The sequence below is a fragment of the Rhodomicrobium sp. R_RK_3 genome (assembly GCF_002198715.1).
In the GTDB taxonomy this organism is placed as follows: domain Bacteria; phylum Pseudomonadota; class Alphaproteobacteria; order Rhizobiales; family Rhodomicrobiaceae; genus R-RK-3.
The window spans coordinates 1-20150 of record NZ_MWLK01000023.1 but is presented as its reverse complement, the minus strand read 5'-3'; the positions used below and the strand labels follow the sequence as shown (position 1 = coordinate 20150).

The following is a 20150-nucleotide window of genomic DNA, read 5'->3' as shown; positions in this document are numbered from 1 at the left end:
CTCCGATGCCATCAATGCAGCCGATAGGGCTGACGTGCCCCCTGCAATGATCGGTGTGAGCGGCGTCTGCACGTCCGCCTCGGCCGCAACCGACGGATCGAGCTGTTCGCACCTGACGAAAGCCCCTGGCCGAGGGGGGCCGGGCAGATGCGGGGCGGTCGAAGTTGCCACGGTGGGTAATACGGGCGATCGTGACGCGCAGCCAGCCAGCAGGGCCGCCGCGCAGGCGAGACGGAGGATTTTCACCAGATGAAGGTCCGTGCAAAAAGGAATACGATCACCGTTCCGGCCAGGAATGCCGCGCCGTGCTCGAAGATGAGGACGCGGATCAAAAGGCGGTGCCCTTGCGGATCAGATCGAAGATGATCGCCCCCGCGGCTATCGCCAGATAGAGCACCGCCCGGTTGATCGAGCTCTCCAAGTCGCGGATCTCCCGCGACTTGGCGTTGATGCGCAGCTCGATCCGGCGCAGCTCGCTCGCCGTCCGGCTCTTGTGCCCATCGAAGAGTTCGCGCAGGTGGCGCAGCTCCGCCTCGAGCGCGCCGATCTGCCGATCGGGCGATAACCCGTTCCCCAAACCCATTGCCCACCACCATTGCCGCCCTCAACTCGCCGGCGCAGCCTGGCCACGACAGTCGTCGTAGCCGCGCATGATGCGCCTGCCGGCGCGGTTACGCTCCTCGACCTGCAGCTCGAGCGCGTCGATCCATTTCTTATTCGCCGCCTCGGTCAAGGGCCCCGCCGGCGGCTGCGCCGGCGCCCGGGCGAAGGTGGCGCGATCCGCCGGCCGCAATGGCGGGCAACGGTATGGCGCCAGGTCGACGGCCGGCGGCGCCTTACTGGCGCTTTGATCGCAGCCAGGCATCGTCAGCAGGCAGCAAAACACGGTCAGGATTCTCAGCTTCATTGCGCACCTTCGCTTGAAAAAGTCCGAGTTGTTTGAGAACGGCGTCATCCTCGATGGCGGCCTTCTCCCCTTCCATCACCAGCACCACGCCCTCGGCCTTGGCGGCGTTGATCGCGGTGGTGCGGCCCGCTTCCTGCTCGGCGCGGGTGTCGGCCGCGCCCTGGTCGTAGGCCTGATCGTGGAAGCGGCCCGCGGCAAGCCAGGTCAGGCCGACGCAAACCGCCACCAGGATGAGGGTGCGGCCGATCGCGGTCGACCAGGCGGCAAAGACGCCGGAGAGCAGCTGCAGCCCGATCTGCCAAGCCAGGCCAGACAATGTGATGCCCATGTTGATTCCTCCGTTGAAGATGCGGGCCCAGGCACGTTCTCGCCCGCGGCCCGGCCGCGCGGTTACGATTGCAGTTGCTGCGATGATCGGGGCCTCGGGATCCTGCGGCGGGGGCGGCACCGGGGCGGACGGCGCCGGGCGGGGCGGCTCCTCGAGCGCCAGGCGCGGCTGGGCATAGGCGGCCTCGATGCGCCGGCAGGCGGCGTCGAAATAGTCCCGGCGCTGCTCGATGCCGATGAATTTGCGCCCCATCAGCACGGCGGCGACGCCGGTGGTGCCCGACCCCATGAACGGGTCGAGGATGGTCTGGGCGTCCTCCGGCAACTGGCCAATGCACCATTTCATCACCTCGACCGGCTTCTGGGTCGGGTGATCGCCGCGCGGCTCGTTGTTCTGGCGGAGATAGCCGCTCCAGCGATACTGGATCCGGCGCACCGCCTTGGGCAGATTGGTCCAGGCCAGCTCGCAATCGGCGAAGGCGCCGCCATTTAGCTTGTCCCAGACCAGCCAGCAACTCGCCGGCGGCATGCGGTAGTAATTGCCGCCGAAGATGATCTGCCAGCGCGCACGCGCATAGACCTGGCTCATCAGCTCCGGCGCCACCGGACGCTTGTCCCAATCGGCCTTCTCGAACTCCGTGGCCGGGATGGCCTTGGTGCCGCTGCCGATGGTGCCGCGGCCGGCGGCGTCGATGCCGTAGGGAGGGTCGGTGACGACGGCGTCGATCGAGTGCAGGGTCGGCAGGATGAAGGCGGCATCCTCGTGGTAGAGGACGCAATCCCCGATCACCACCCGCGATCGCTCGAGCCTGGCGCGCAGCGCCGCGATCGCCACCTCGTAGCTGCCCGCCGAATTCGCGGCGGCATGCTCGGCCCAATCCTCCTCCCCGATCATGCGGTGACGAAATTCCGGTGGCGCTCCGCCTGACGCCGGCGCAGCCAGCTCGCCAGCACGATGAGGCCGATGCAGGCGAGAATGCCGAAGGCCCATTTGTTGCCGAGCAGCCAGATGAGGTTGGCGGAGAGCGGGTCGACCACCTGGCGCATGCCGGTCAGGGTTTCGGGCAGCTGGAGGCCGGCGACGTCGACGGCCTGGTCGAGGCCGAGGAAGGCCGCAGCGCCCGCGGCGGCCTTCTGCAGCCAGCCAAGCCAGCCGACCAGCTCGTCGCCCTTGGCCTCCAGATCCGTCGGCGTGGCGCCTCTCCGGGCCGTATTCTCGAACGGAGCGGCATCCTTCAGGCGATCGTTCCATTCGAGCCGCCATTTGCCGAGATCACCGGGCAGCGCCTCGCGCGCCTGGAAGGCCGCCACGGCCGCGTGGGTTCGCTCGGAAAACACCCCGTCCGGCGTGCCGACCGGGTAGCCTAGGCCCGCCAGCGCGCGCTGCAGCTCGGCCACGGCCTCGCCTTCCTCGCCCTCCTCGAGGATGCCATCGGCGAGCGGGTTGATCTTCGCCGCGGCGGTCTGGTCGCCCAGCACCGCCCAGATCTTTTCGAACCAGGCCTTGCGCTCGGCAAAGCCGTTCGGCTGCGCCCGGCTCAGCGGATTGCCGAGGTTGATGCCGCGCGAGCAGGCAAGGATCGCCGCATGGGTCGGGCCTCGGCCGGCGTAGCTGTTGAGCTTGGACCGGGACCAGCGATTGAGGGCGATCTGGAAGCCGATCGGCGGATAGGCGGCGCTGTCCGGATCGGCGACGAGGTCGATGCCGAGCTCGGCGCCGGCGCGGCGGTAATTGTCCTTGCCGGTTTCCTGCAGCGGACCGCGGCCGCGATAGATCCAGCCCTCGCCGCTCGCCTCAGGGCCATTGCCGAGGCGTCCTGCGTAGGCTCGCGACAGGATCGGCTTGGGTTTGCGCGCATAGGCCCTGGCCTGCGCCGGCGTGAAATATTTGGGGAAGATCTCGAGCAGCCGCTCGGCCGAGTAGTTGCCGCTCTCGCTCGTCAGCGAGAAGCCGCCGCTTTCGGCCGCGCATTGCGCCAGGAAATGCGCAAGGTGCAGCGGGTTGCTTAGCATGCCGTGGTTTTCCAGCTGCGGCCCCAGCCGCGTCAGCGCCGAGACGTAGCTATCGAGCGCGTCCGGAAAGAGCGCCCGGATCGCGGATTCGGTCAGTTGCATTCGATGTCCTCATAGAAAAAGCCGCCTCAAGGGGCGGCTATCGGTCTTGGTGTGATTGGGGCGAACCCAGCGACTAGGTAATCTACCTATGAGTAAAATTACCTATTTGAGCCGAACTTTCTGATCTGGCTGGTCGTTGTGCTCTAACCCCTCGCATTGAGAAATCACATGATGGACGGACTAATTCAGGATCAGATAGTCTTAACAGACGTGTATCTCACTAAAACCGCTCATCGGATAGCCGATCAGCGGTCCCGTGTAGCTCGATCGGTTGGGCTGGAAAGGAAAACAGCCCAAGATTTGCTTGATATTTTCCTAAAAAGGTATGCACAAATGGAGGCGCATCGGGCAAGGCTTGTCGAGATGCTTGCCAATTGCTAGTATAGTGAGAGGCATGAGGCGTCGCTTGATCGGATCGCCATGAAAGCCTTAATCCTGGATCAAATCGCTTTGGCTGATACTCATCTCTGCGAAGCTGAGGACCGCATCGCACAGCAGCGTTTGCGGATCGTAAACTGCACCGGCCCGGACAGAGCAAGAGCGACAGCACTGCTGGAGACCTTTCTCGAAATCTACGAGCAAATGCTCATTCACCGGGAGCCAGGACACAGCCCTTCACCTTTGTGATCTCCTCTCCGCCTCGCGACCAGCGTTTGCGCGCACGCAGGACGCGACGTCGGAGTTCTGACCGAAAAGCTGAGCCGGACGAGCAAATGTTTACACATAGGCCGGCAAATCCGCGAAATCCGACGCGACGGTCGGGTCGGGGTTTCCAATATCGGTCAGGTGCAGGCCGTTGCCGCTCATGTCGCTAAACCCGTTCGAACCATCGTATCTGCTGCCGAGTGTGCCGTAGCTCACCGAAGGGGCCATCCGAGCCGACCACACGCCGCCGACATCGCCTGCAAATGCCGATGGCGCATAAATGTTGCCGGGGCATATGTCGAGGAATGCCAGCTTGCCGGCTACAGGGAAGAGAGCGCCTAGGCTAAGGACCGCACCTGAAAGAAAGAACGCCGACAGCCGGTTCTGCGTCATGACAACGGGATTAGGCGGAATGAGCTCTGCGTTATCCTTGAACACCCTGAGCCGGTTCGCTTCAATCGCCTGCGATGTGTCGAGCTGGAAGACATAATGTGTCCAAATATCATTGGGCATGCCGGGGTAAATCGCTCCATCAAGTCCGCCTGCGCCATAGCTAACTTGAACACCGGTAATAGCGATAGCGCTGATGGCAGTAAAACCCCCTGTCAGTCCAAATATCGCCGCACCGGTACCATCGTCACCGGCGAGATTTCTCACCCAGCAGGAGACGGTAAAACGCCTTCGATCTGCATCTGACGCAGTGCCGGGGTAGATCACCTGCAGCACGCTGCCGCCCTCTGCGGCATATAGAAATCTCAGAGAAGCCGGTAGCGGCGCGGGCCGTGGGCGACGCCGTACATGAACAATGCGCGGTTGCATCATCACGGAGCCTCAAACTTCAAATCCACGATCAGTCCCTTCGGCGGCGAGGAATGCACCGTGTCGACGTCGATCACGATGAGATCGCCGGTCGCGACGTCATCGTTCGCCGTGTCAATCGTGCCAGGCTGCGCGCTCGTCTGCGTACCGCCCTCGCCGCTCTCGATCCTCATTGCGGTCGAGAGCATGGCGACGCCCCGGGTCGCATTGCGCACCTGAAGATCGAGGTTTCCGGTCGTGCCGGGCGTGACCACCGATGCGCCGACTGCCGTCATCCTGAAGTCATTCAAGTCGGCTGGTGCCCGATATGCGACGCCGCCCGCAGCGTTCGAGATGACGACGTTCTCATTGGCCAGATAGACTTGCAACGAGACGATAAGGGGAGCGTTGGCTCCGGACTCGCCTTGCTCGCCCTGCTCCCCCTGTTCCCCTTGCTCGCCCTGGATGCCCCGCTGGCCGGCGATGCTGAAGGTCCAGTCAGCGTGCGTTCCGCCGCCGCCGATGAGATCGACGAGCACCTCCAGCGCCGCCACGCTATAGCTCGTTATCACCCCTTCCATGAAATTCGTGGATGGGCTGGCGCTGCTACTCGCTCTCAGCCTTGCCCCGACGCCCCAGCCCCGATCGGTCTCCGCCAAGGTGAACGCTTTCGAGCCGGTGCCGATCGCGACCGGTGACGTCGACGTGCCGGTGACGTCTGACGAACCCGGTGCCCCATCGGCGCCGCTCGTGCCGACGGTGCCGATATGCGTCCAGTCGCCGTCCGACACGGGCGCGGCAGGTGAGCCCGTAACCTGCGGCTCGTTCCCGAAATTGCCGTTGCCGTTCGAGACGAAAGCGAAGCCTTCATGCGAAACGAGATCATTCTGCGCGTAGGTCGTGCCGCCCGCCCATGCGCCGCGCGGCAGGAATGCGTCGGCGAAGTCCCGCTCGGCCACGAGGCCAACGGGGACATAGCGCCAGGTCCGCGACACGGTGCCGAGCTGGGCCGTAATCCGATAAGCCCCGCCAGCGGCATGGAACGCGGCAAAACCCTCGCTGTCGGCCGCGAACGGGTTTCCGAGCGGCGTTGCGCCGGCCCGGTCGGAATAGATCGAGGCAAGAGGGGCGCCCGCGATCTCACGGCGCACTGTGATCTGTGCGGCGGGCAGCACATTGCCGTTGCCGTCGACAATCGTCGACTGCCATCGAGCCATCGTCATGGGAAATTCCTAATTGATCTGGGAGCCGCGAATATCGCCCGCGCCGGTTTTGGTGATGAAGGACAGCCCGTCGATGGCGGGGCCCGCCGCGCCGCCGACGCCGAAGTTTGCACCGTTCGCGTTCCCACCGGCCTGCCCCGGACCACCGCCATTGCCGCCGGTGCGGTTCCGATTGCCGCCACCTCGGAAGCCACCGGCCTCGGTCGTGCCGTTCTGAGCCTGCGTATCCGGAGGTCTATCGCCTGGGTTGCCCAACCCCGGAAGCTGACCTGCGCCGCCACCGCCGCCGCCGCCTGCGCCACCATCACCCGGACTATCAGCGCCGCCACCTCCACCGCCGCCGCCCCATATTTGCCCAGTGCCCTCGTTGAGAATGAGGTCAATGGGGAAGCGCGTGAATAATGCCGGGCCGCCGTTGCCGCCTGGGCCGCCGAAGTTTTCAGTGACAAAGCCTCCATCACCGCCACGTCCCTGGATGCGCCCGCGCAGGTAGACGGTGATGTCGATGCCCACTGGCCATGTGCCGACGTTGAAGGCCGGCGCCCCGGTGCTGTTCGAGCCGACGATGACGCCTGCCTCGATGTAGACGGTCAGAGTCACGGCAGGGCTTTCCTCGCCGGTGGGGTCGGGATAGATGCTGTCGTGGATGTCACGCAGATTCACATTGTTGATGTTGCTGTCGATGATGATGACGCGGTTGACGAGATCGCCCGGCGTGAAGGTCTGGAACAGCGCTTCCTCGGCCTCGATCTGATAGCGGTCGGCCATCGGATTGAGCTGGGTGATCTGGATCGGCGCATCGGCGGCCAAGCCGGTGACGGTCTGCAGCGGCCACGCCTCGAGACGGTAGCCGCCGCCGAGCACCGGGTTTTCCGGGCCGCGCCGGAACAGGCTGAAGCTGAACAGGCGCGGCGGGTCGCGGAAGCGGCCGAGCTGGATGTCGTTGAGGCGCAGCGCCACCTGGCGCCCGCCGAACGGGATCCAGCGCGAGAAGATCTTTTTGATGACCGAGGTGCCGTACGCGGTTTCCGCCTCGAGGTCGGCCGTGACGGCGATGCTTCGATAATTATCCGCCTGGTCGATCGGCTCGAGCGGATTGCGCAGGCCGAAATAGGTCCAGATCTGAGAGACGCGGCTGCCCGGCTGATCCTTGATCGAGAGCGAGCCTTCCAGCGTGTTGTCCTCGGTGAAGCGGTCGGCCGTGGTGGCGATGGCGCGGAGCACCTGAAGGCGGATTTGCTGCGACAGCGGTTCCCACCAGATGGCGAGCGCCGCCTGCTGCACCAGCTCGGACACCAGCGTGTTGACGCTGGTCGGCTCGGCGATAACGGTGGTGTAGAGCCGCTGCAGGAAGCTTTCGGTCTCCGTCCGCCAAGCGGTGATCGGGATATAGGCGTCGGGCACGCCGGCGTAGTTGACCAGCAGATCGCGAATGATGTCCGCCGGATCCTCGCCGGTATAGCGCAGCACCAGTTGGGCGCGATCGCCCGCCTCATGCGACGCGGCCAGCGTGCCGAGCTGCCCGCGCGTGAGGGTCAGCGCATCGCCGGAGCGTGTGAAGGCGCAGATCTCCTTGCCGCCGATCGCCACATGGCCGGAGGCCGGATATTCGAGATTGCCGACGCCGGTCGGCGACAGCGAAACCGCCGTGTCGTCGGTATCGAGATTGGCGATGATGAAGCCGTTCGATGCCAGCGGCGCCTGCGCCCGATCGCCGTCGGCAAGCTTCAGGACGTCCTTGGCGGTGATCGTGTAGATGCCCTGCGGCGTCGGGCCGTCCGTGCTCTCGATCACGAAGTGCCGGACTTCCATCTGATCGAGCGCCTGGCCGAGCAGGCCCTGGATCCAGCGGACAGGGTAGCCGCGCAGGCGCTGGCCATAGCGCGCGCGCCACTTGCCCCAGAAGGTGCCGCTCTCGAAGGGCTCGCCGGCGAAGATGTGGCGATGGTCGGTGAAGCTGATTTGAAGCGTCGCGCGCTGGCCGAGATCGACGCCGAGCGAGACCTTCGACGGCGTGTAGCTGACGGACTTGATCGAGGCTATGGCGTCGATTTCGGCCGGCAGATAATCGGTCGGCTCGGAAAAGCGCAGCCTGACGAGCTCCTCCGGGGACGATCCGGCGAATTCGGGCACCTCGATCTCGATATAGGTCAATGACTTCATTTGACGATGCCGCCGATATCCAGCTTCACCTGCATCATGCCGTTCGCCGCCTGGTTGCTGGGCTGCGGGTCATTGGCCATCCAGGCATAGCCGACCTCGAGCGGGTAATCCCCCGGGCGCCAGGCGAAGAAGAAGGGGGCTTCCTTGCTCGCCTGAATGAACGGCTCCATGTAGGCGCGGTACCAGGCCGGCGTCAGATTTTGCAGGTCGACCGAGGTCTGCGTGCTCTCATTGAGCACGATGCGGCCGAGGAAGTTTCCGCTCTCGCTGCGCCCGTTGACGACCTTCGCCGTGCGCCCGTAATTGATCGGGGTATGGCCGACGAAGATCCGGCGCTGCAGCACCAGCAGCTTGCCGACATAGACGACGGCCGCGGTCGGCGCCGCCGTGCCGGGCCGGAGGCGGATGCGGATCGCTGTCAGGCCTTGCGGCGTGAAGCGAAACAGCGCGGGCCCGTCGTTCGGCAGGATGACCTCGCCGACGAGCTCCTGCCAGCCCTCCGGGCTTCCCGCTTCGGTCAATCCCTCGATGGAAACCGGAATTTGCGCCGCCGCGAAATTGTGCCGGGCGATGCCGACATAATCGATGTCCTCGACGCTATTCACCTCGACGGTGATGAACTGGTCGCCCGGGCCCGCGACGCCCAGCCAGCGGAGATTGGTCGAGGGGTTGGCGAGGTTGCTGGCCGGGAAGCCGGCCGCTGCCGTGGTCGCCGAGATATTGGCGGCCGTGGCGCGCTGCTGCCAGCCGATGACGGGATTGTTGGCGTTGATGATGCCGCCGCCGGAGATGATGTCTCCGAGCGAGAGGCTGCCTGAGATGACCACGCTCATGCTTGGGTAAGCCTCAATGTCATGCCGTCATCGATGGCGCCTTGGATCTGCTCGATCAGCCCACGCACCTGCGCGCGCCCGAACGTCTCGCCGTTGAGCTGGATGAAGACGCCCTGCTGCGGCGCCTCGGCCGCGGGCGCCGCTGCTGCCGGCGACGCACCCCCGCCGCCCCCGCCGCCGCCGCCCTTCGTGGTCGAGCGGATGGCGGAGATCTGAGCGGCGCCGGCGGCGGCTGCGGCCGCGGCCGCGGCGAACCCCCAAGGCGTTGCGCCATAGGTCGCCAGCGTTTTCGTCACGCTCTCGGCGGTGTTGATGATGGCGGCCGCGATGGCGAAGGCTTTGGAATTGCCGAAGGCCGTGGCGAGATTGCTGGCGATGCCCGACGCCATGCTGGCATAGGCATTTGCGGCGACGAAGGTGGCCTTCTGCATCGCCGCGGCGAACTGCTGCGCATTGATGTCGTTCGATTGCAGCGCGGCATCGAGCGCGCGGGCTTTCTCGGCGAAGATCTCCGACGGCGAGCGCGTGGCCTCGGCCAGCTTCACGCCATCGGTGATCAGCCGCTGCCACTCCCTTTCCTCCTCGTTCAGATCGCGCTTGGCCGCCGCCATCGCCTCCGTGCTCTGGATGATCGGCGCCGCCACCTTGTCCTTATGCGTCGCAGCTGCCGCCTGCGCTTCCTCGCCCGAGGCCGCCGCCCATAGCTCGTTGAAGCTTTGGGTCGCCGCCTTCGCACCCTCGCCGGATCCCGCCACGGCCTGCTTTATGGTATCCCATGCGCCGACCACATCGCCGGACTTGAGCTGCGCCACGGCAGTCAGGGCGCGGGCGAATTGAATGGTGGAACTGGTCAGCTCGTCATAGACGCCCTTCAGCACCACGCCGACGGTCGCCAGCGACTTGAAGGCCACGGCGATGGTGTCGGCGATGGTGTGAACGATGCGGCTTTCTTTGACCCATTCGACGAAGCGCTCGGTGAGGTGCGCCACCGCCGGCCCGAGCCGGTCCATGATCTGCCGGCCGATGCCGGTGAAGGCCGCGCCGAGCTTGTTCATCGAGTCGCTGAAGCTGTCGGACGCTTTGACCGCGCGGTTGGTGACGACCAGGCCGAGCGCTTCCGCCTCATCGGCCATCAGCTTGAGGCCCTCGCGGCCCTGGTTGAGCAGCGGGATGAGATCCGCGCCGGCCCGGCCGAACAGCGCGACAGCAAGCGCGGTCTTGCTCGCCCCATCCTGCAGCGTGGCGAATTTGGCGGCGACATCAATGAAGACATCCCCGGCCGGGCGCATGGCGCCGGTTGCGTCTCTGACCGCCACGCCGAGCGCGGCGAAGGAGCGCGCCGCGGTCGAGGTGGTGTCGCCGGAGGCAATGGCCATCATGTTGACGGACAGTTTCTTGAACGCCGTCCCGAGCCCATCGAGCTCGACGCCGGAAAGCTGGGCGGCGTGCGCCAGCCCGGTGAGCTGCTGGACCGGCACGCCGATCGATTGCGACAGCTCGCCGAACTTGTCGAGTTCGACAACCGCTCTGTGCACGCTCACGCCGATCGCCGTCGCCGCCGCCCCGAAGGTGACGCCGATGGCGGTTCCGACAACGGACGCCGCCTTGTGGAGCCGCGCCAGGCTATCGGCCGCCTTGTCGACGCCCTTGTCGAATTCGGCGGCGTTGAGGCCGAGGGTGACGCGCAGCGCGCCGACTACCGAGCTTTCTGCCATCTGCTTTCGATCCCCCTGGCTTTCAGATCGGCCAAAATGCCGTCGACGTCGGTACCGGTCAGAGTGTGCTTTTTGCCGCGATAGACCGGCTCGGGCTTGTTGCCCTCGAGGTGCCACCAGAATTCATCCGGATGCATTCGCCAGAACTGGTCGCGCGTTACCCATTTGCCGATGACGACCGCCGCCTTGTAGGCTTCCTCGACGAACGTCGAGCCGGCCCCGGAGGGTTTCCCGGATCCCGACCCTCCGTCGCGGCCGGTGCCTCGGCGCCCTTGTTCGCCAGCGCGGCGTCCATCCGCGCCCGCGCCGCCGGTGGCATCATCATCTTCATCAGCCCCATCGCGGTCTCGATGACGGCTTCCATTTCCTGCTTGCCGGCGAAGGCGTGCGCATAGATGTCGTCATCGGTGACGGCGACGCCGGCGTAACGGAGCACGTTGCCATAGGCCATGCAGAGCTTGGCCGTCGGCGGCGCGCCGCGGCGGCAGAACTCCTGCAGCTCGGCGAGGGTGATGGCATCCTCGATCACCGAAATCATGCCCATGATGCGGTGCGGCTTGATCGTGTAGATGGACCCCTTCCAGTCCAGCTCGATCGGCGTGAACACCCCCACGGTCAGTCCGCCGGCGTGTAGGCGACGGCGCCGCTCGAGACGAAGGTCGCCTCGAAGGTGATGGCGTCGTCATGATTGCCGGTCTCGGCATATTCCTGGAGATAGAACGAGCCGGTGACGACGCCGCCATCGGGATATTCGAAGGCGGCGGTCTTCATGCGGGCGTTGCCGAAATAATCCGCCCTGAGGGTGTCGTTGACCAGGACACCCGAGCAGGTGATCTCGACACTCTTGACCTGGGCGGCATTGAGCAGCTGCTGCCAGCCGCTGGAGTCGTCGTTGGTGATGTCGACGGCCTCGCCGGAGAAGGTGATGCCCTTCTCGCGGACGCCGGCGACGACAGGCGCGGGAGACCCCTCGCCCCAGTGGAGCATGGTGGTGCGTCCAACGTTGGCGGTCATTCTAAGCTCCTAGGTTTGGTGCCAGACGATGAAATCGAGAGTGGTGCGGAAGAGATAATCGGCGGCGTTGCTTCCGCCCTCGGAGAAATCGCGCTCGGCATCGAGCAGGATGTTCTGGAAGGTTACGCCGCCCGCCAGGCCGGCGAAGGCGGAGAGCGCGGCGATCACCGCCCGCGCGGTTAGCTTCGCCGCTGCATAGCTTTCGCCCCAGCAATCGATCTGGACGCGCGCCGAGGCGAGGCCCGCCTCGCCCTGGTCGGTATAGACGGGGGCGCCGGAGATGCGGATGAGGGTCGCCGCCGGCAGCGCCGAGGCCTGCGGCCGCCGGCCCGGATAAAGCCGCGGCCCGACCATGGCGGCGACGCCGGGCGCCGCCAGCAGCCGTGCAATCAGCGCCTCTTCCATCGATCAGCCCTTCGCCGCTTTCCTGGCCGCCCGCCTGGCGCGGCGCTCGAGGACTTTCTCGATCTCGGCCCATAGGTCCTCTTTCAGCCCCTCGATGACGCCGGCCTTGGTGCGGTCCCAGGCCGGCCGCATGAAGGGCTGCGCCGGATGGCGCGAGGTGCCGAATTCCTGAAAATGCCCCGCCGGATTGGCGCCGGGTCCGACATGCACCTCGACATCGTCCCGGTGCGGCTTGCGGTGCAGTCCCCGCTGCCGCCGGGTCAGCCTGGTGCTGACATTGATCGAGGCCAGCAGGTTCCCCTTATCGACGGGCACCAGCGCGCGCGCAGCCTCGGCCACCGGCTCGGCGCGGGCGATGAGCACCCGCCGCATGATGTTCTTTCCCGTCGATTTCGGCAGATCGCGCAGGGCGGCCTGCACCTCCTTCAGGCCTTCGATCCTGATGGTGATGCTCATGCGCCATCCTCCGTTGCAGCAACGTCCGCCCGCGCCACGGCCTCGATGTCGAGCCAGCGCCGGCGGCCGGTCTCCATCACACCGACGATGTTGAAATCGCGGCCCTCGGCGGCGATCCGGTCGCGCGCGCTGACCGATTGCAGCGGCGTCGACCAGCGGATCCGGAACAGCGTCGTCCGCTCCGCTGCGACTTCGTCGGCGCGATAGGCTTCGCCTGCCGCCTTCTCGGTGCGCCGTGCCCACACTGTCGCCAGGGGCGTCCAGTTCTCCACCCGCTCGTTGAAGCCGTTGCTGCTGATGGTCGCGCGCAGGATGGTGATGCGGCGATCGAGGCTGCCGGCGCCGCGCATCAGCCGAACCTCCCGACGCGGTAGCGATTGATGAGGTCGCGGAAGCCGTGCTGGATCTCGGACGGCAGCTGGCCGACCACCACGCTCTCGCGGTTTTCATTCCAATGCGAGATCAGCATCAGCATGGCGATGCGCAGCGGCTCGGGGATGGCCGTAAGGCTCGGCGGCTCGGCATCCGTCCCGGCAAATCCGGCGGTGAACGTCACCCGCACCGCGTCGTATTGGCTTCGCAGCGACGGCCACGCGAGGCCGTAGGCCGGCTTGATGCGCGCCTCGAAGCGCCCCTTGCGCCATTGATAGGCGGCAGGCGCGATGGTCCGAAGCTCGCCCGCCTCGTCCAGATATTCGAGCCTATCGACCGAGATCACCGGCCCCATGGGGATCCAGATCTCGGACGGCAGTCCGTCGAGGCGGAGCTGCCACTCCGACGCGATCAGCGCGAGGCCGGCGCCGTCCGGCCCCTCGACCATCTCCCGGGCGGCTTTGATGGCGCGCGCGAGGAAGGCGTCGTCGTCGGCGCCGTCGATGCGGCAGGCCTCCTTCGCCTCGTCGAGGCTGATGGCCTCGGCGTCCGAGGCGGTGAGCCGCTCGATCCGGTCCCACATCGCCATGATCAGCGGCTCTCGCCTGGGAGCGGGACCTGCGTCTCGTCGGCCGCTTTGCCGGTCGCGGTTTCGCTCGGCCCGGCAACTTGCGTCTCGACGGCATCGGCGATGCCGCGCGCGATCAGGCGCTGCGCCACCTCATCGGGCACATCGAGGATATCGCCGCCCTGATAGGCATTATATTGGCCGGCGGCCTCGGGTTTGATCTTGATCTGCATGGCTTGTCCTTCAGGCGACGGGAGAGACTTGCGGGGCGGCAGCGCGGCCGCCCCGTGGGATCATGCGGCCGGGTGTGCCAAGTGCTTGACCGCGTCGGCGTTCAGCAGATCGCCGTCGAAGCGGGCAAAGCCGATGAAGCCGACCTGATGGAAATCGGCATAGCGCTCGACCAGGCGCTTCAGGGCGAGTTCGCGCACGCGGCGCACCACGTAGCGGTTGAACGCCCCGAACAGCACCGATTTGGCGCTGGCGCCGACCTGGGGCATGTCCTGGTTGATCGAGTAGGGGTGGTCGAGGATGACGGCCGGCGCGCCGGAGCGGACGTCGGCCGGCTGCCAGATGTAATTGCCCTCGACGTCCTTCAGCTTGCGCAGGCGCTTCAAGGTGTTGTCGTGGAACATCCAGCGCGTGCTGGGATCGGCGCGGTAGGCCGGGTCGATCGCGTGCTGCAGCTCGATCAGATCGTCGAACGTGATGTTGGCTGCGGCCGCGGCGACGAAGCCCTGCGTCGAGGCGGTGACGATGCCGCTCGGCTGGCCGACGCCGGTGCCCACCGTCATATGCTCGTTGACGATGCGGCCGAGCCGCTCCGCCCCGGCGTCCCGCACGATCTGCTCGATGTCGATCGCCGCGTCCTGCATCAGCTCCTCGGACACCCGGATGATTTTGGTGGTGTATTTGAAGGCGTCGAGCTGCTTGCTGCCGAAGGCGACGTCCTGCTCGGTATCCTGGGCGTTCTCGGCCAGGATGGCGCCCTTGTTGGCGGTGTCGTTCATGGTCGGCCAGTCGATCTGATTGCCGGCCGCGGTCTCCAGCTGCCGGGTAATGCCGGGATCGACCATCGGCCCGAAGGCCTTCAGGCTTTTGATCAGCTCGGCGACGAAGCCCTGCGGCACCAGATAGCCACCGGCTGCATCGGTGCCCGCCGCCTGCGCCCGCCGCTCGGGCTCCTTCACCCGCATCGACTGCAGAAGCGTCCGCTCCTCCGCCAGCAGGCCGCCGGCACCGTAGCGCAGCCAGGAGCGGAAGGCGGTCTCGACCGTCGCCTTCGGCGCATCGCCCGCCGGCTCGGCGGTGCGGTCCTCGCCGACCGGCCGGCGCGGGTCGCCGCGCTCGAGCGCTGCCTCGCGCTCTGCGAGCTGTTCCTCGCGCTTCACCAGCCCGTCGAGGCGGGTCACTTCGTCAAAGATGCGATCGTGTTCCGCCTCGAGCTCGGCGGCGCGCGCCGCCGGCGTATCAGGTTTGATCTCATCCAGCTTGGCGCGGGCATCCGCCACCAACTTTACCTGCTTCTCGCGCAGTTCGATCAGTCTGGACATTTGTAACTCCTCTGGATGTCCATAAAAAAAGCCGCTCGAAAGCGGCTCAACAGGGCAGTCATCAGGGCTTTGCCTATGCGGCGGACCTCGGCAAACGCAGTTTCAAACGCTCATCCCGGATGCGCGCCGACGCCGCCTGGCAGTTCCGGATCTTCTCATCACGCCTGCGGAGAGCATCGGCCTCGGCATCTCCCGCAATGCGGCGCTGCTGCTGGTGCTCTTCGAGCGAGCGGACCCCGACCTCGGTCGTGGGATAGGCGCCGCGCGTCACCACCGAAACGTCATAGAGCTCGCCCACCTTTTCGATGGTCCGGACAGGCGGATCCTGGCTTTCATCCCAGCGCTGGGCGCCACCGCGCATGGTGAAGGCGAAGGACATCTGGTCGATGTCGCCGCGCCTCATCTTCACCATGAGATCACGCACATCCTGCGTGTCCGGCGGATCGATCTCGACCCGGAGGCCTTTCGCGTCTTCGGCCAAGCGCAAGGTGCCGGCCTTCAGCCGGCCGAGCACGATGTTGCTGTCATGGTTGAACAGCGCATGCACATCGGCCGAGGCCTTGGAGATGGCATCGCCGAAGGCGCCGCGGGCGATCCTTTCGCGGAAGAAACCGCCGATATCGGTCTCGGTGTCGAAGACGGCGGCATAGCCGGCGAGCATCGGCGCGTTGCCGGCCTCGCGCTCCTCGAGGCGCAGGCCCGCCAGAACCCGGATTTCGCGGTCATTCATTTTCGGCCTCCGTTGGATTGGGCGATGCCGGCACCGCGCCGCGTTGCAGCTGCTGGCCGAGCGGCACCGTGGCGCCCTGGATGTGAAGCTTGCCGGCGTCGCCCCCATGGGCGGCCCAATTCTCCATCGCGCGGATCTCGTCCGGCGTGTTGATGGCGTTTTGGATGGCCTTGGCGTAGCCCTCCATCCGGGTTTTGAAGTCGCCGCGCAGCAGGCCGTCGACATTGAACTCGACGAAGCGGTCGCGTCTGCGCGGCCCGAATAGCTTCAGATTGAGCTCCTGCTCCCAGGCCTTGATCCATTGCGACAGCGTGTGTTTGACGAAATGCAGGTCCTGCTGCTCGGTGTTGGCGAGCGTGCCCTTGGTCAGGTCCTGCAAAAACACCGGCGGCAGCTGGTACATGCGCGCCAGCTCCTCGAGCTGGAAGCGGCGGCTGTCGGTGAGCTGGCCTTTCTCCGGATCGAAGCCGATGGCTTTCAGCTCGTGCATCAGCGGCATCGGCAGGATCGGCCGCCCCTCCGAACGGGCGGCCTGCAGAGCCTCGGTGATATCGGTTGCTGCCCGCGCGATGGCGCCCGGCGTCTCCATCGGGCCGACCAGCTGCAGGGGCGGCACGCCGCCGCCGCGAAAGAATTTTGCGGCGTATTCCTCCATCGCGATGGCGAGGCCGATGGTGTTCCGCAAGCGCTCGATCGGCTCGTAATGGGAGAGCCCATCGGAGCGCAGCATCCAGGGAATGTCGATGATCTCGGCCGCGGCATAAACCCGCTCGCGCGTGCCCTCGCGGTAGAGGTAGCGGGTCTTGCCCTCGCGCCTTGTGACCGTCACCTTGGCCGGGTCGAGCGGCCAGAGATTGATGATGCGGCGGGCGACATTCCTCTCGATGAAGCTGCAGGAGCGGCCGCTCAAGAGCACGTTCTGCATGGCGAGTTTCCGCCAGGCGAAGGAGCTCATCTCCTCGTTCACGTCATCATGCAGGATGGCATAGAGCGGATCCTTGACGGCAAGCGCACGGTCGTCGCCGGTGCGCTGGTAGAGATCGAGCGGCAGCGTGGCGATGGTCGAGGCGATGAAGTTCACCGCCGCCCAGACCGCCGGCACGCCGAGTGCGCTGTCGCGCGAGACGGCGACCCCGGCGGCCGAGCTGGCCCAGGCGCCGAACAGCGACTGCCAGGCCGCCGCATCGGCCAGGGAGACGGACGGGCTCTCCAGCGAGGCCCGGCGCTCGGCGAGCCGCGCCTCGACCACGGCCTCGAGCCCCTCGCGGGTATAGGCGACAAGTTCGCTCATGCGCGCGCCATCCTGAAATCGGGGTTTTCCCAGGGCGAGGTCAGCGCCCGCGCCGCCTCGGGGTTGAGGCTCATCAGCTGGAAGGCGTTGAAGGTCGCAATCAGCGGGTCGATCTTGGCCTTGCCTGCCGTCTGCTTGGTGATCAAGACGGCATTGCCGCGCTGCTCGGCCTTGGCGTTGCCGACGCACCAGCTCATCAGCGCCGAGCCGGAATGCCACAGCGTGCCGTCCTTCAGCTTGCGCTCCATGCCCCAGACGGCAGGGGACAGCCGATAGCCCTGGCCGATGGCCTTCAGGACACCATCGGCGATTTTGCGCGACACGATCTCATCGACCAGCATGGCGACGCCGGCGGGATCGAGGCCGACGCCGGCCTCAGCTGGCAAGAGCTCGGCGTCGCGGATCCGCTCGATGATGTCGGCGACCTCGATTAGATCCTGGGCGGCGTCGGCGCAGAAGGTGAGGTCGCCGTCATTGGCGAAGTCCCGGAGCCGCTCGGCAATGTCCTGGCGCAGCTCGAGCACGTCCTCCTGGCACCAGGCGTGGTTCCAGAGCAGCCAGTCGCGCGTCTGCCTGCAGCGGCCGAGGACGGCAAGGCCGAGCAGATCGTCGAGCCCGCCGCCGTCGATGCCGACCGTGACCACCTCTGAACGGGCGAGCAGCTCGTCGAGCGTGAGGGTCCGGTCGGCGGCGCCGAGCCAGAAATCGGTGCCGCGCCAGCGGTCGGAATGCAGCGCCAGGCCGATCTCGACATTGAGGTGCTGCGAGGCCCAGCGCCGCTCCTCGGCCTCGCCCTTCTCGCGGGCCTGCTGGTAGTCGGAGACGAGCCGGTCGATGGTGATCGACAGGCCCAGATTGGGCAGCACCATCGGCCAGTTGGCCGGGTCGCGCCAGGGCCTCGCCGGGTCGATCTGCATGGCTTCCGGGAACTCGTAGAGGATCGGCAGCATGCGCACGCCCTCCTTGATGCGGCCGTCGCGGATGCCGCGGGCATATTGCAGCTCGGCCTTGAACACCCCGGCGGGGGCCTCGTCGCTCTGCGTGGTGATGAAGATCAGCAGGCTCTCCGGGTTCGGTAAGAGGCCGCCGCGGATCTGGCCGACGACGCGGCTGGCATAGCTGAAGGCCGACATCACATGCAGCTCGTCGACGATGACGCAGACCGGCTTCACGCCGGTCATCACCCGCATGTCGAAGGTCTTGATCTTCAGCATGGCGCCGTTGCGCCGGTCCTTGATGGTCTTCAAATGCTCCTGCACGTGGAAGCGCTTCTGCAGATAGCCGTCCGGGTCGGCGGCGATCATGCCGGCGGCCTGCTGGAAGGCGAGGTCGGCAACATCCTGGGTCGGGCCGACGAACAGCATCTCCGCCCGCGGCCGCTCATTCGCGAGCATCAAGACCAGGGCGATGGCGGCGCCGCCCGTGGTCTTCGAATTCTTCTTCGGCACCAGCGTAAAAATCTCCGAGATGGCGCGCACGCCGGTCGCCTTGTCGAGCGAGCCGCAGGCCGCCCGCACGATGTCGCGGAACCATTCGCCGGCGGCCTCCGCCATCGCCGGCTGGCCGGGCACGTCCGGCAGCCGCAGCATGTTGAAGATCTGGACCCCGCGCTCGCCCTCGGCCTGGTCGATCGGCAGATCGGGCACCAGCGAGCGCCCGGACCTCAAGCGCTCGATCCAGTCCGGACAGGCAAAGTTCCACATGGTCAGTTCAGCACCTGCGCCCAGTTGCTGCCGCATTCCGCAGATGTATGCAATTCCCGCAACATGATTTGTTCAAAATCTATTGCGTGCGGGCAGGAAAAAGGTGTTTTTCGTAGTGCCGCGGGCAATAATGTGGAAAAATACCGCGCAAATTCGGGCATTGACGACTGCTCAGGTGCCCGGCTCCGACAGATCAACCGGGGAGAGTTTCCCATGGGTAGCCGATATCGCGGACGGGTTTTGATCATTGAAGACGAGGCGATGATCGCCCTCATGCTGGAAGAGATTTTGCAGGAGTTGGGGTACGACATTGTAGGCATCGCGGGGACGGCAGAAGATGCTGTGGCCCAGATCGAGGCCGACGCTCGGACCATCGACGCTGCAACCCTGGACATCAATTTAGCGGGTACCCGTTCGAATGAGGTCGCTGAGATGCTTGCGGCACACGGTATTCCCTTCGTGATCATGACCGGATACAGCCCACGCGATCTCCTGGATTTCCAAGGCCACTCGATCCTCCACAAACCCTTCGTCGTGGAGCAACTCGAGAAGGCTTTCCAATCGCTCGAGCCTCGCCGGACGGAACACCGTTGACCATTGCCCGTTTCCCCTTTCTTCGGTCGAGGCGAGAGGAAATGGGCAATGAGAATTCTGGTGGTTGAGGATGACCCCCTCACCTCAATGGTCATCTGCGACACGCTGGTCGACGCTGGGTACGAGGTAATCGGGCCCGCATGGTCCGCGGCCGTAGGGCTGGAACTGGCCCAATCGACGCGCCCGGACCTGGCGCTATTGAACATCAATCTCGTGGGTGAAACCAAGGGCACCCATTTGGCCCGGATGCTCGGTAAGCTTTTCCACACGCCAGTCCTCTTCATAAGCGGAAATTTCGACGAGGCATGGGAGGCGCGGGACGCCGCGCTGGGATACATCTCCAAGCCGTGTCTGCCTTCGACTTTGCTCAAAAGTGTTGAGATTGCCCGGGGAGTCGCTGCCGGCGTGGTGCCGCCGGAGCAGCACTTACCGCAGGGATTGATGCTGTTCCGGTTGGGTCCCTGATCAATATCCAGCATGATCAGTTCAGCACCTGCGCCCAGCGGCTGCCGCGATGGCCGGTCTGCGCATCCATGACGAGTTGTTCCTTCTTGCCGGGCTTTGGTTCGGCTGCGACGCGCGGGATGGTGTCGGCCCGCTGCGACAGGGCGAGGAAGGCCTTCGCCGCCGAGACGCTGCCGCCGATCGCCGCCGCATAAAGGTAAGCGGGCCAGCCACCCCACCTTGATCCTGGCTCAGGCTGGTTTTGCGTAAGCCCAGGGCATCAGCTCGTCGATG

General features: G+C 65.8%; 23 protein-coding genes. 3 read left to right on the top strand and 20 right to left on the bottom strand.

The genetic code is table 11. The features are described 5' to 3' along the window. Positions 1-328: 328 nt before the first annotated feature. The 4 genes from BLEFHOIH_RS13595 to BLEFHOIH_RS13580 all read right to left on the bottom strand — a co-directional run bounded on the left by BLEFHOIH_RS13595 (position 329) and on the right by BLEFHOIH_RS13580 (position 3349). The gene (locus BLEFHOIH_RS13595) at positions 329-583 is read right to left on the bottom strand and encodes a hypothetical protein (RefSeq protein ID WP_088346329.1); all 255 of its coding nucleotides are present in this window, start codon (positions 581-583) and stop codon (positions 329-331) included. Between the two features lie 21 nt (positions 584-604). After that, positions 605-733, bottom strand: a complete 129-nt coding sequence (locus BLEFHOIH_RS27520) for a hypothetical protein (RefSeq protein WP_280950400.1) — start codon at positions 731-733, stop codon at positions 605-607. 103 nt (positions 734-836) lie between these two features. Continuing rightward, positions 837-2129: a site-specific DNA-methyltransferase gene (locus BLEFHOIH_RS13585; RefSeq protein WP_088346325.1), complete on the bottom strand. Its 1293-nt coding sequence runs from the start codon at positions 2127-2129 to the stop codon at positions 837-839. Then, positions 2126-3349 (bottom strand): peptidoglycan-binding protein, encoded by a 1224-nt coding sequence (locus tag BLEFHOIH_RS13580; RefSeq protein ID WP_088346323.1) that lies wholly within the window; start codon positions 3347-3349, stop codon positions 2126-2128. Before BLEFHOIH_RS13580 ends, BLEFHOIH_RS13585 begins: the two co-directional genes overlap by 4 nt. 420 nt (positions 3350-3769) lie before the next feature. Between BLEFHOIH_RS13580 and BLEFHOIH_RS26225 the strand changes: the two genes are divergently transcribed. Beyond that, the gene (locus tag BLEFHOIH_RS26225; protein ID WP_125461701.1) at positions 3770-3976 is read left to right on the top strand and encodes a hypothetical protein; all 207 of its coding nucleotides are present in this window, start codon (positions 3770-3772) and stop codon (positions 3974-3976) included. 90 nt (positions 3977-4066) lie between these two features. Here BLEFHOIH_RS26225 and BLEFHOIH_RS13575 read toward each other — a convergent pair whose 3' ends face one another. From BLEFHOIH_RS13575 to BLEFHOIH_RS13500, 16 genes are all read right to left on the bottom strand, one after another. Next, positions 4067-4720 (bottom strand): hypothetical protein, encoded by a 654-nt coding sequence (locus BLEFHOIH_RS13575; RefSeq protein WP_125461700.1) that lies wholly within the window; start codon positions 4718-4720, stop codon positions 4067-4069. Positions 4721-4815: 95 nt separating this feature from the next. Next, positions 4816-6015 carry a hypothetical protein gene (locus BLEFHOIH_RS13570; RefSeq protein WP_088346319.1) on the bottom strand — a complete coding sequence of 400 codons (1200 nt, stop codon included), beginning with the start codon at positions 6013-6015 and terminating at the stop codon, positions 4816-4818. Positions 6016-6024: 9 nt separating this feature from the next. Next, positions 6025-8178 carry a hypothetical protein gene (locus BLEFHOIH_RS26675; protein WP_088346317.1) on the bottom strand — a complete coding sequence of 718 codons (2154 nt, stop codon included), beginning with the start codon at positions 8176-8178 and terminating at the stop codon, positions 6025-6027. Then, positions 8175-9011 carry a hypothetical protein gene (locus tag BLEFHOIH_RS13560; protein WP_088346315.1) on the bottom strand — a complete coding sequence of 279 codons (837 nt, stop codon included), beginning with the start codon at positions 9009-9011 and terminating at the stop codon, positions 8175-8177. The genes BLEFHOIH_RS26675 and BLEFHOIH_RS13560 overlap by 4 nt, the downstream gene beginning before the upstream one ends. Then, complete coding sequence (locus BLEFHOIH_RS13555) at positions 9008-10726, bottom strand: hypothetical protein (RefSeq protein ID WP_088346313.1); 1719 nt, start codon at positions 10724-10726, stop codon at positions 9008-9010. Before BLEFHOIH_RS13555 ends, BLEFHOIH_RS13560 begins: the two co-directional genes overlap by 4 nt. Before the next feature lie 157 nt (positions 10727-10883). Next, complete coding sequence (locus tag BLEFHOIH_RS13550) at positions 10884-11339, bottom strand: hypothetical protein (protein WP_088346311.1); 456 nt, start codon at positions 11337-11339, stop codon at positions 10884-10886. Between the two features lie 2 nt (positions 11340-11341). After that, a complete protein-coding gene (locus BLEFHOIH_RS13545; RefSeq protein ID WP_088346309.1) occupies positions 11342-11740 on the bottom strand; it encodes a phage tail tube protein in 399 nt (132 codons plus the stop codon). A 9-nt stretch (positions 11741-11749) separates the two neighbouring features. Further along, a complete protein-coding gene (locus tag BLEFHOIH_RS13540; RefSeq protein WP_088346307.1) occupies positions 11750-12145 on the bottom strand; it encodes a DUF3168 domain-containing protein in 396 nt (131 codons plus the stop codon). 3 nt (positions 12146-12148) lie between these two features. Then, complete coding sequence (locus BLEFHOIH_RS13535) at positions 12149-12601, bottom strand: HK97-gp10 family putative phage morphogenesis protein (RefSeq protein ID WP_088346305.1); 453 nt, start codon at positions 12599-12601, stop codon at positions 12149-12151. Then, entirely contained in the window at positions 12598-12951 is a 354-nt protein-coding gene (locus BLEFHOIH_RS13530) for a phage head closure protein (protein ID WP_088346303.1), read from the bottom strand. The genes BLEFHOIH_RS13535 and BLEFHOIH_RS13530 overlap by 4 nt, the downstream gene beginning before the upstream one ends. Then, positions 12951-13562 carry a head-tail connector protein gene (locus tag BLEFHOIH_RS13525; RefSeq protein WP_088346301.1) on the bottom strand — a complete coding sequence of 204 codons (612 nt, stop codon included), beginning with the start codon at positions 13560-13562 and terminating at the stop codon, positions 12951-12953. The genes BLEFHOIH_RS13530 and BLEFHOIH_RS13525 overlap by 1 nt, the downstream gene beginning before the upstream one ends. A 2-nt stretch (positions 13563-13564) precedes the next feature. Then, the gene (locus BLEFHOIH_RS13520; protein ID WP_088346299.1) at positions 13565-13774 is read right to left on the bottom strand and encodes a hypothetical protein; all 210 of its coding nucleotides are present in this window, start codon (positions 13772-13774) and stop codon (positions 13565-13567) included. A 60-nt stretch (positions 13775-13834) separates the two neighbouring features. After that, positions 13835-15094 (bottom strand): phage major capsid protein, encoded by a 1260-nt coding sequence (locus BLEFHOIH_RS13515; protein ID WP_088346297.1) that lies wholly within the window; start codon positions 15092-15094, stop codon positions 13835-13837. Positions 15095-15167: 73 nt separating this feature from the next. Continuing rightward, positions 15168-15824: an HK97 family phage prohead protease gene (locus tag BLEFHOIH_RS13510; RefSeq protein WP_170937153.1), complete on the bottom strand. Its 657-nt coding sequence runs from the start codon at positions 15822-15824 to the stop codon at positions 15168-15170. Next, positions 15817-17115, bottom strand: a complete 1299-nt coding sequence (locus BLEFHOIH_RS13505; RefSeq protein WP_088346293.1) for a phage portal protein — start codon at positions 17113-17115, stop codon at positions 15817-15819. Before BLEFHOIH_RS13505 ends, BLEFHOIH_RS13510 begins: the two co-directional genes overlap by 8 nt. Further along, complete coding sequence (locus tag BLEFHOIH_RS13500) at positions 17112-18854, bottom strand: terminase TerL endonuclease subunit (RefSeq protein ID WP_245297002.1); 1743 nt, start codon at positions 18852-18854, stop codon at positions 17112-17114. The genes BLEFHOIH_RS13505 and BLEFHOIH_RS13500 overlap by 4 nt, the downstream gene beginning before the upstream one ends. Before the next feature lie 177 nt (positions 18855-19031). On the opposite strand from BLEFHOIH_RS13500, the gene BLEFHOIH_RS13495 reads away from it, so the two are divergent. Next, positions 19032-19412, top strand: coding sequence for a response regulator (locus BLEFHOIH_RS13495; protein WP_170937152.1), 381 nt, complete (start codon positions 19032-19034; stop codon positions 19410-19412). Positions 19413-19460: 48 nt separating this feature from the next. After that, on the top strand, positions 19461-19877 hold the full coding sequence (locus BLEFHOIH_RS13490; protein WP_088346289.1) for a response regulator: 417 nt from the start codon (positions 19461-19463) through the stop codon (positions 19875-19877). The last annotated feature ends 273 nt before the right edge of the window (positions 19878-20150 follow it).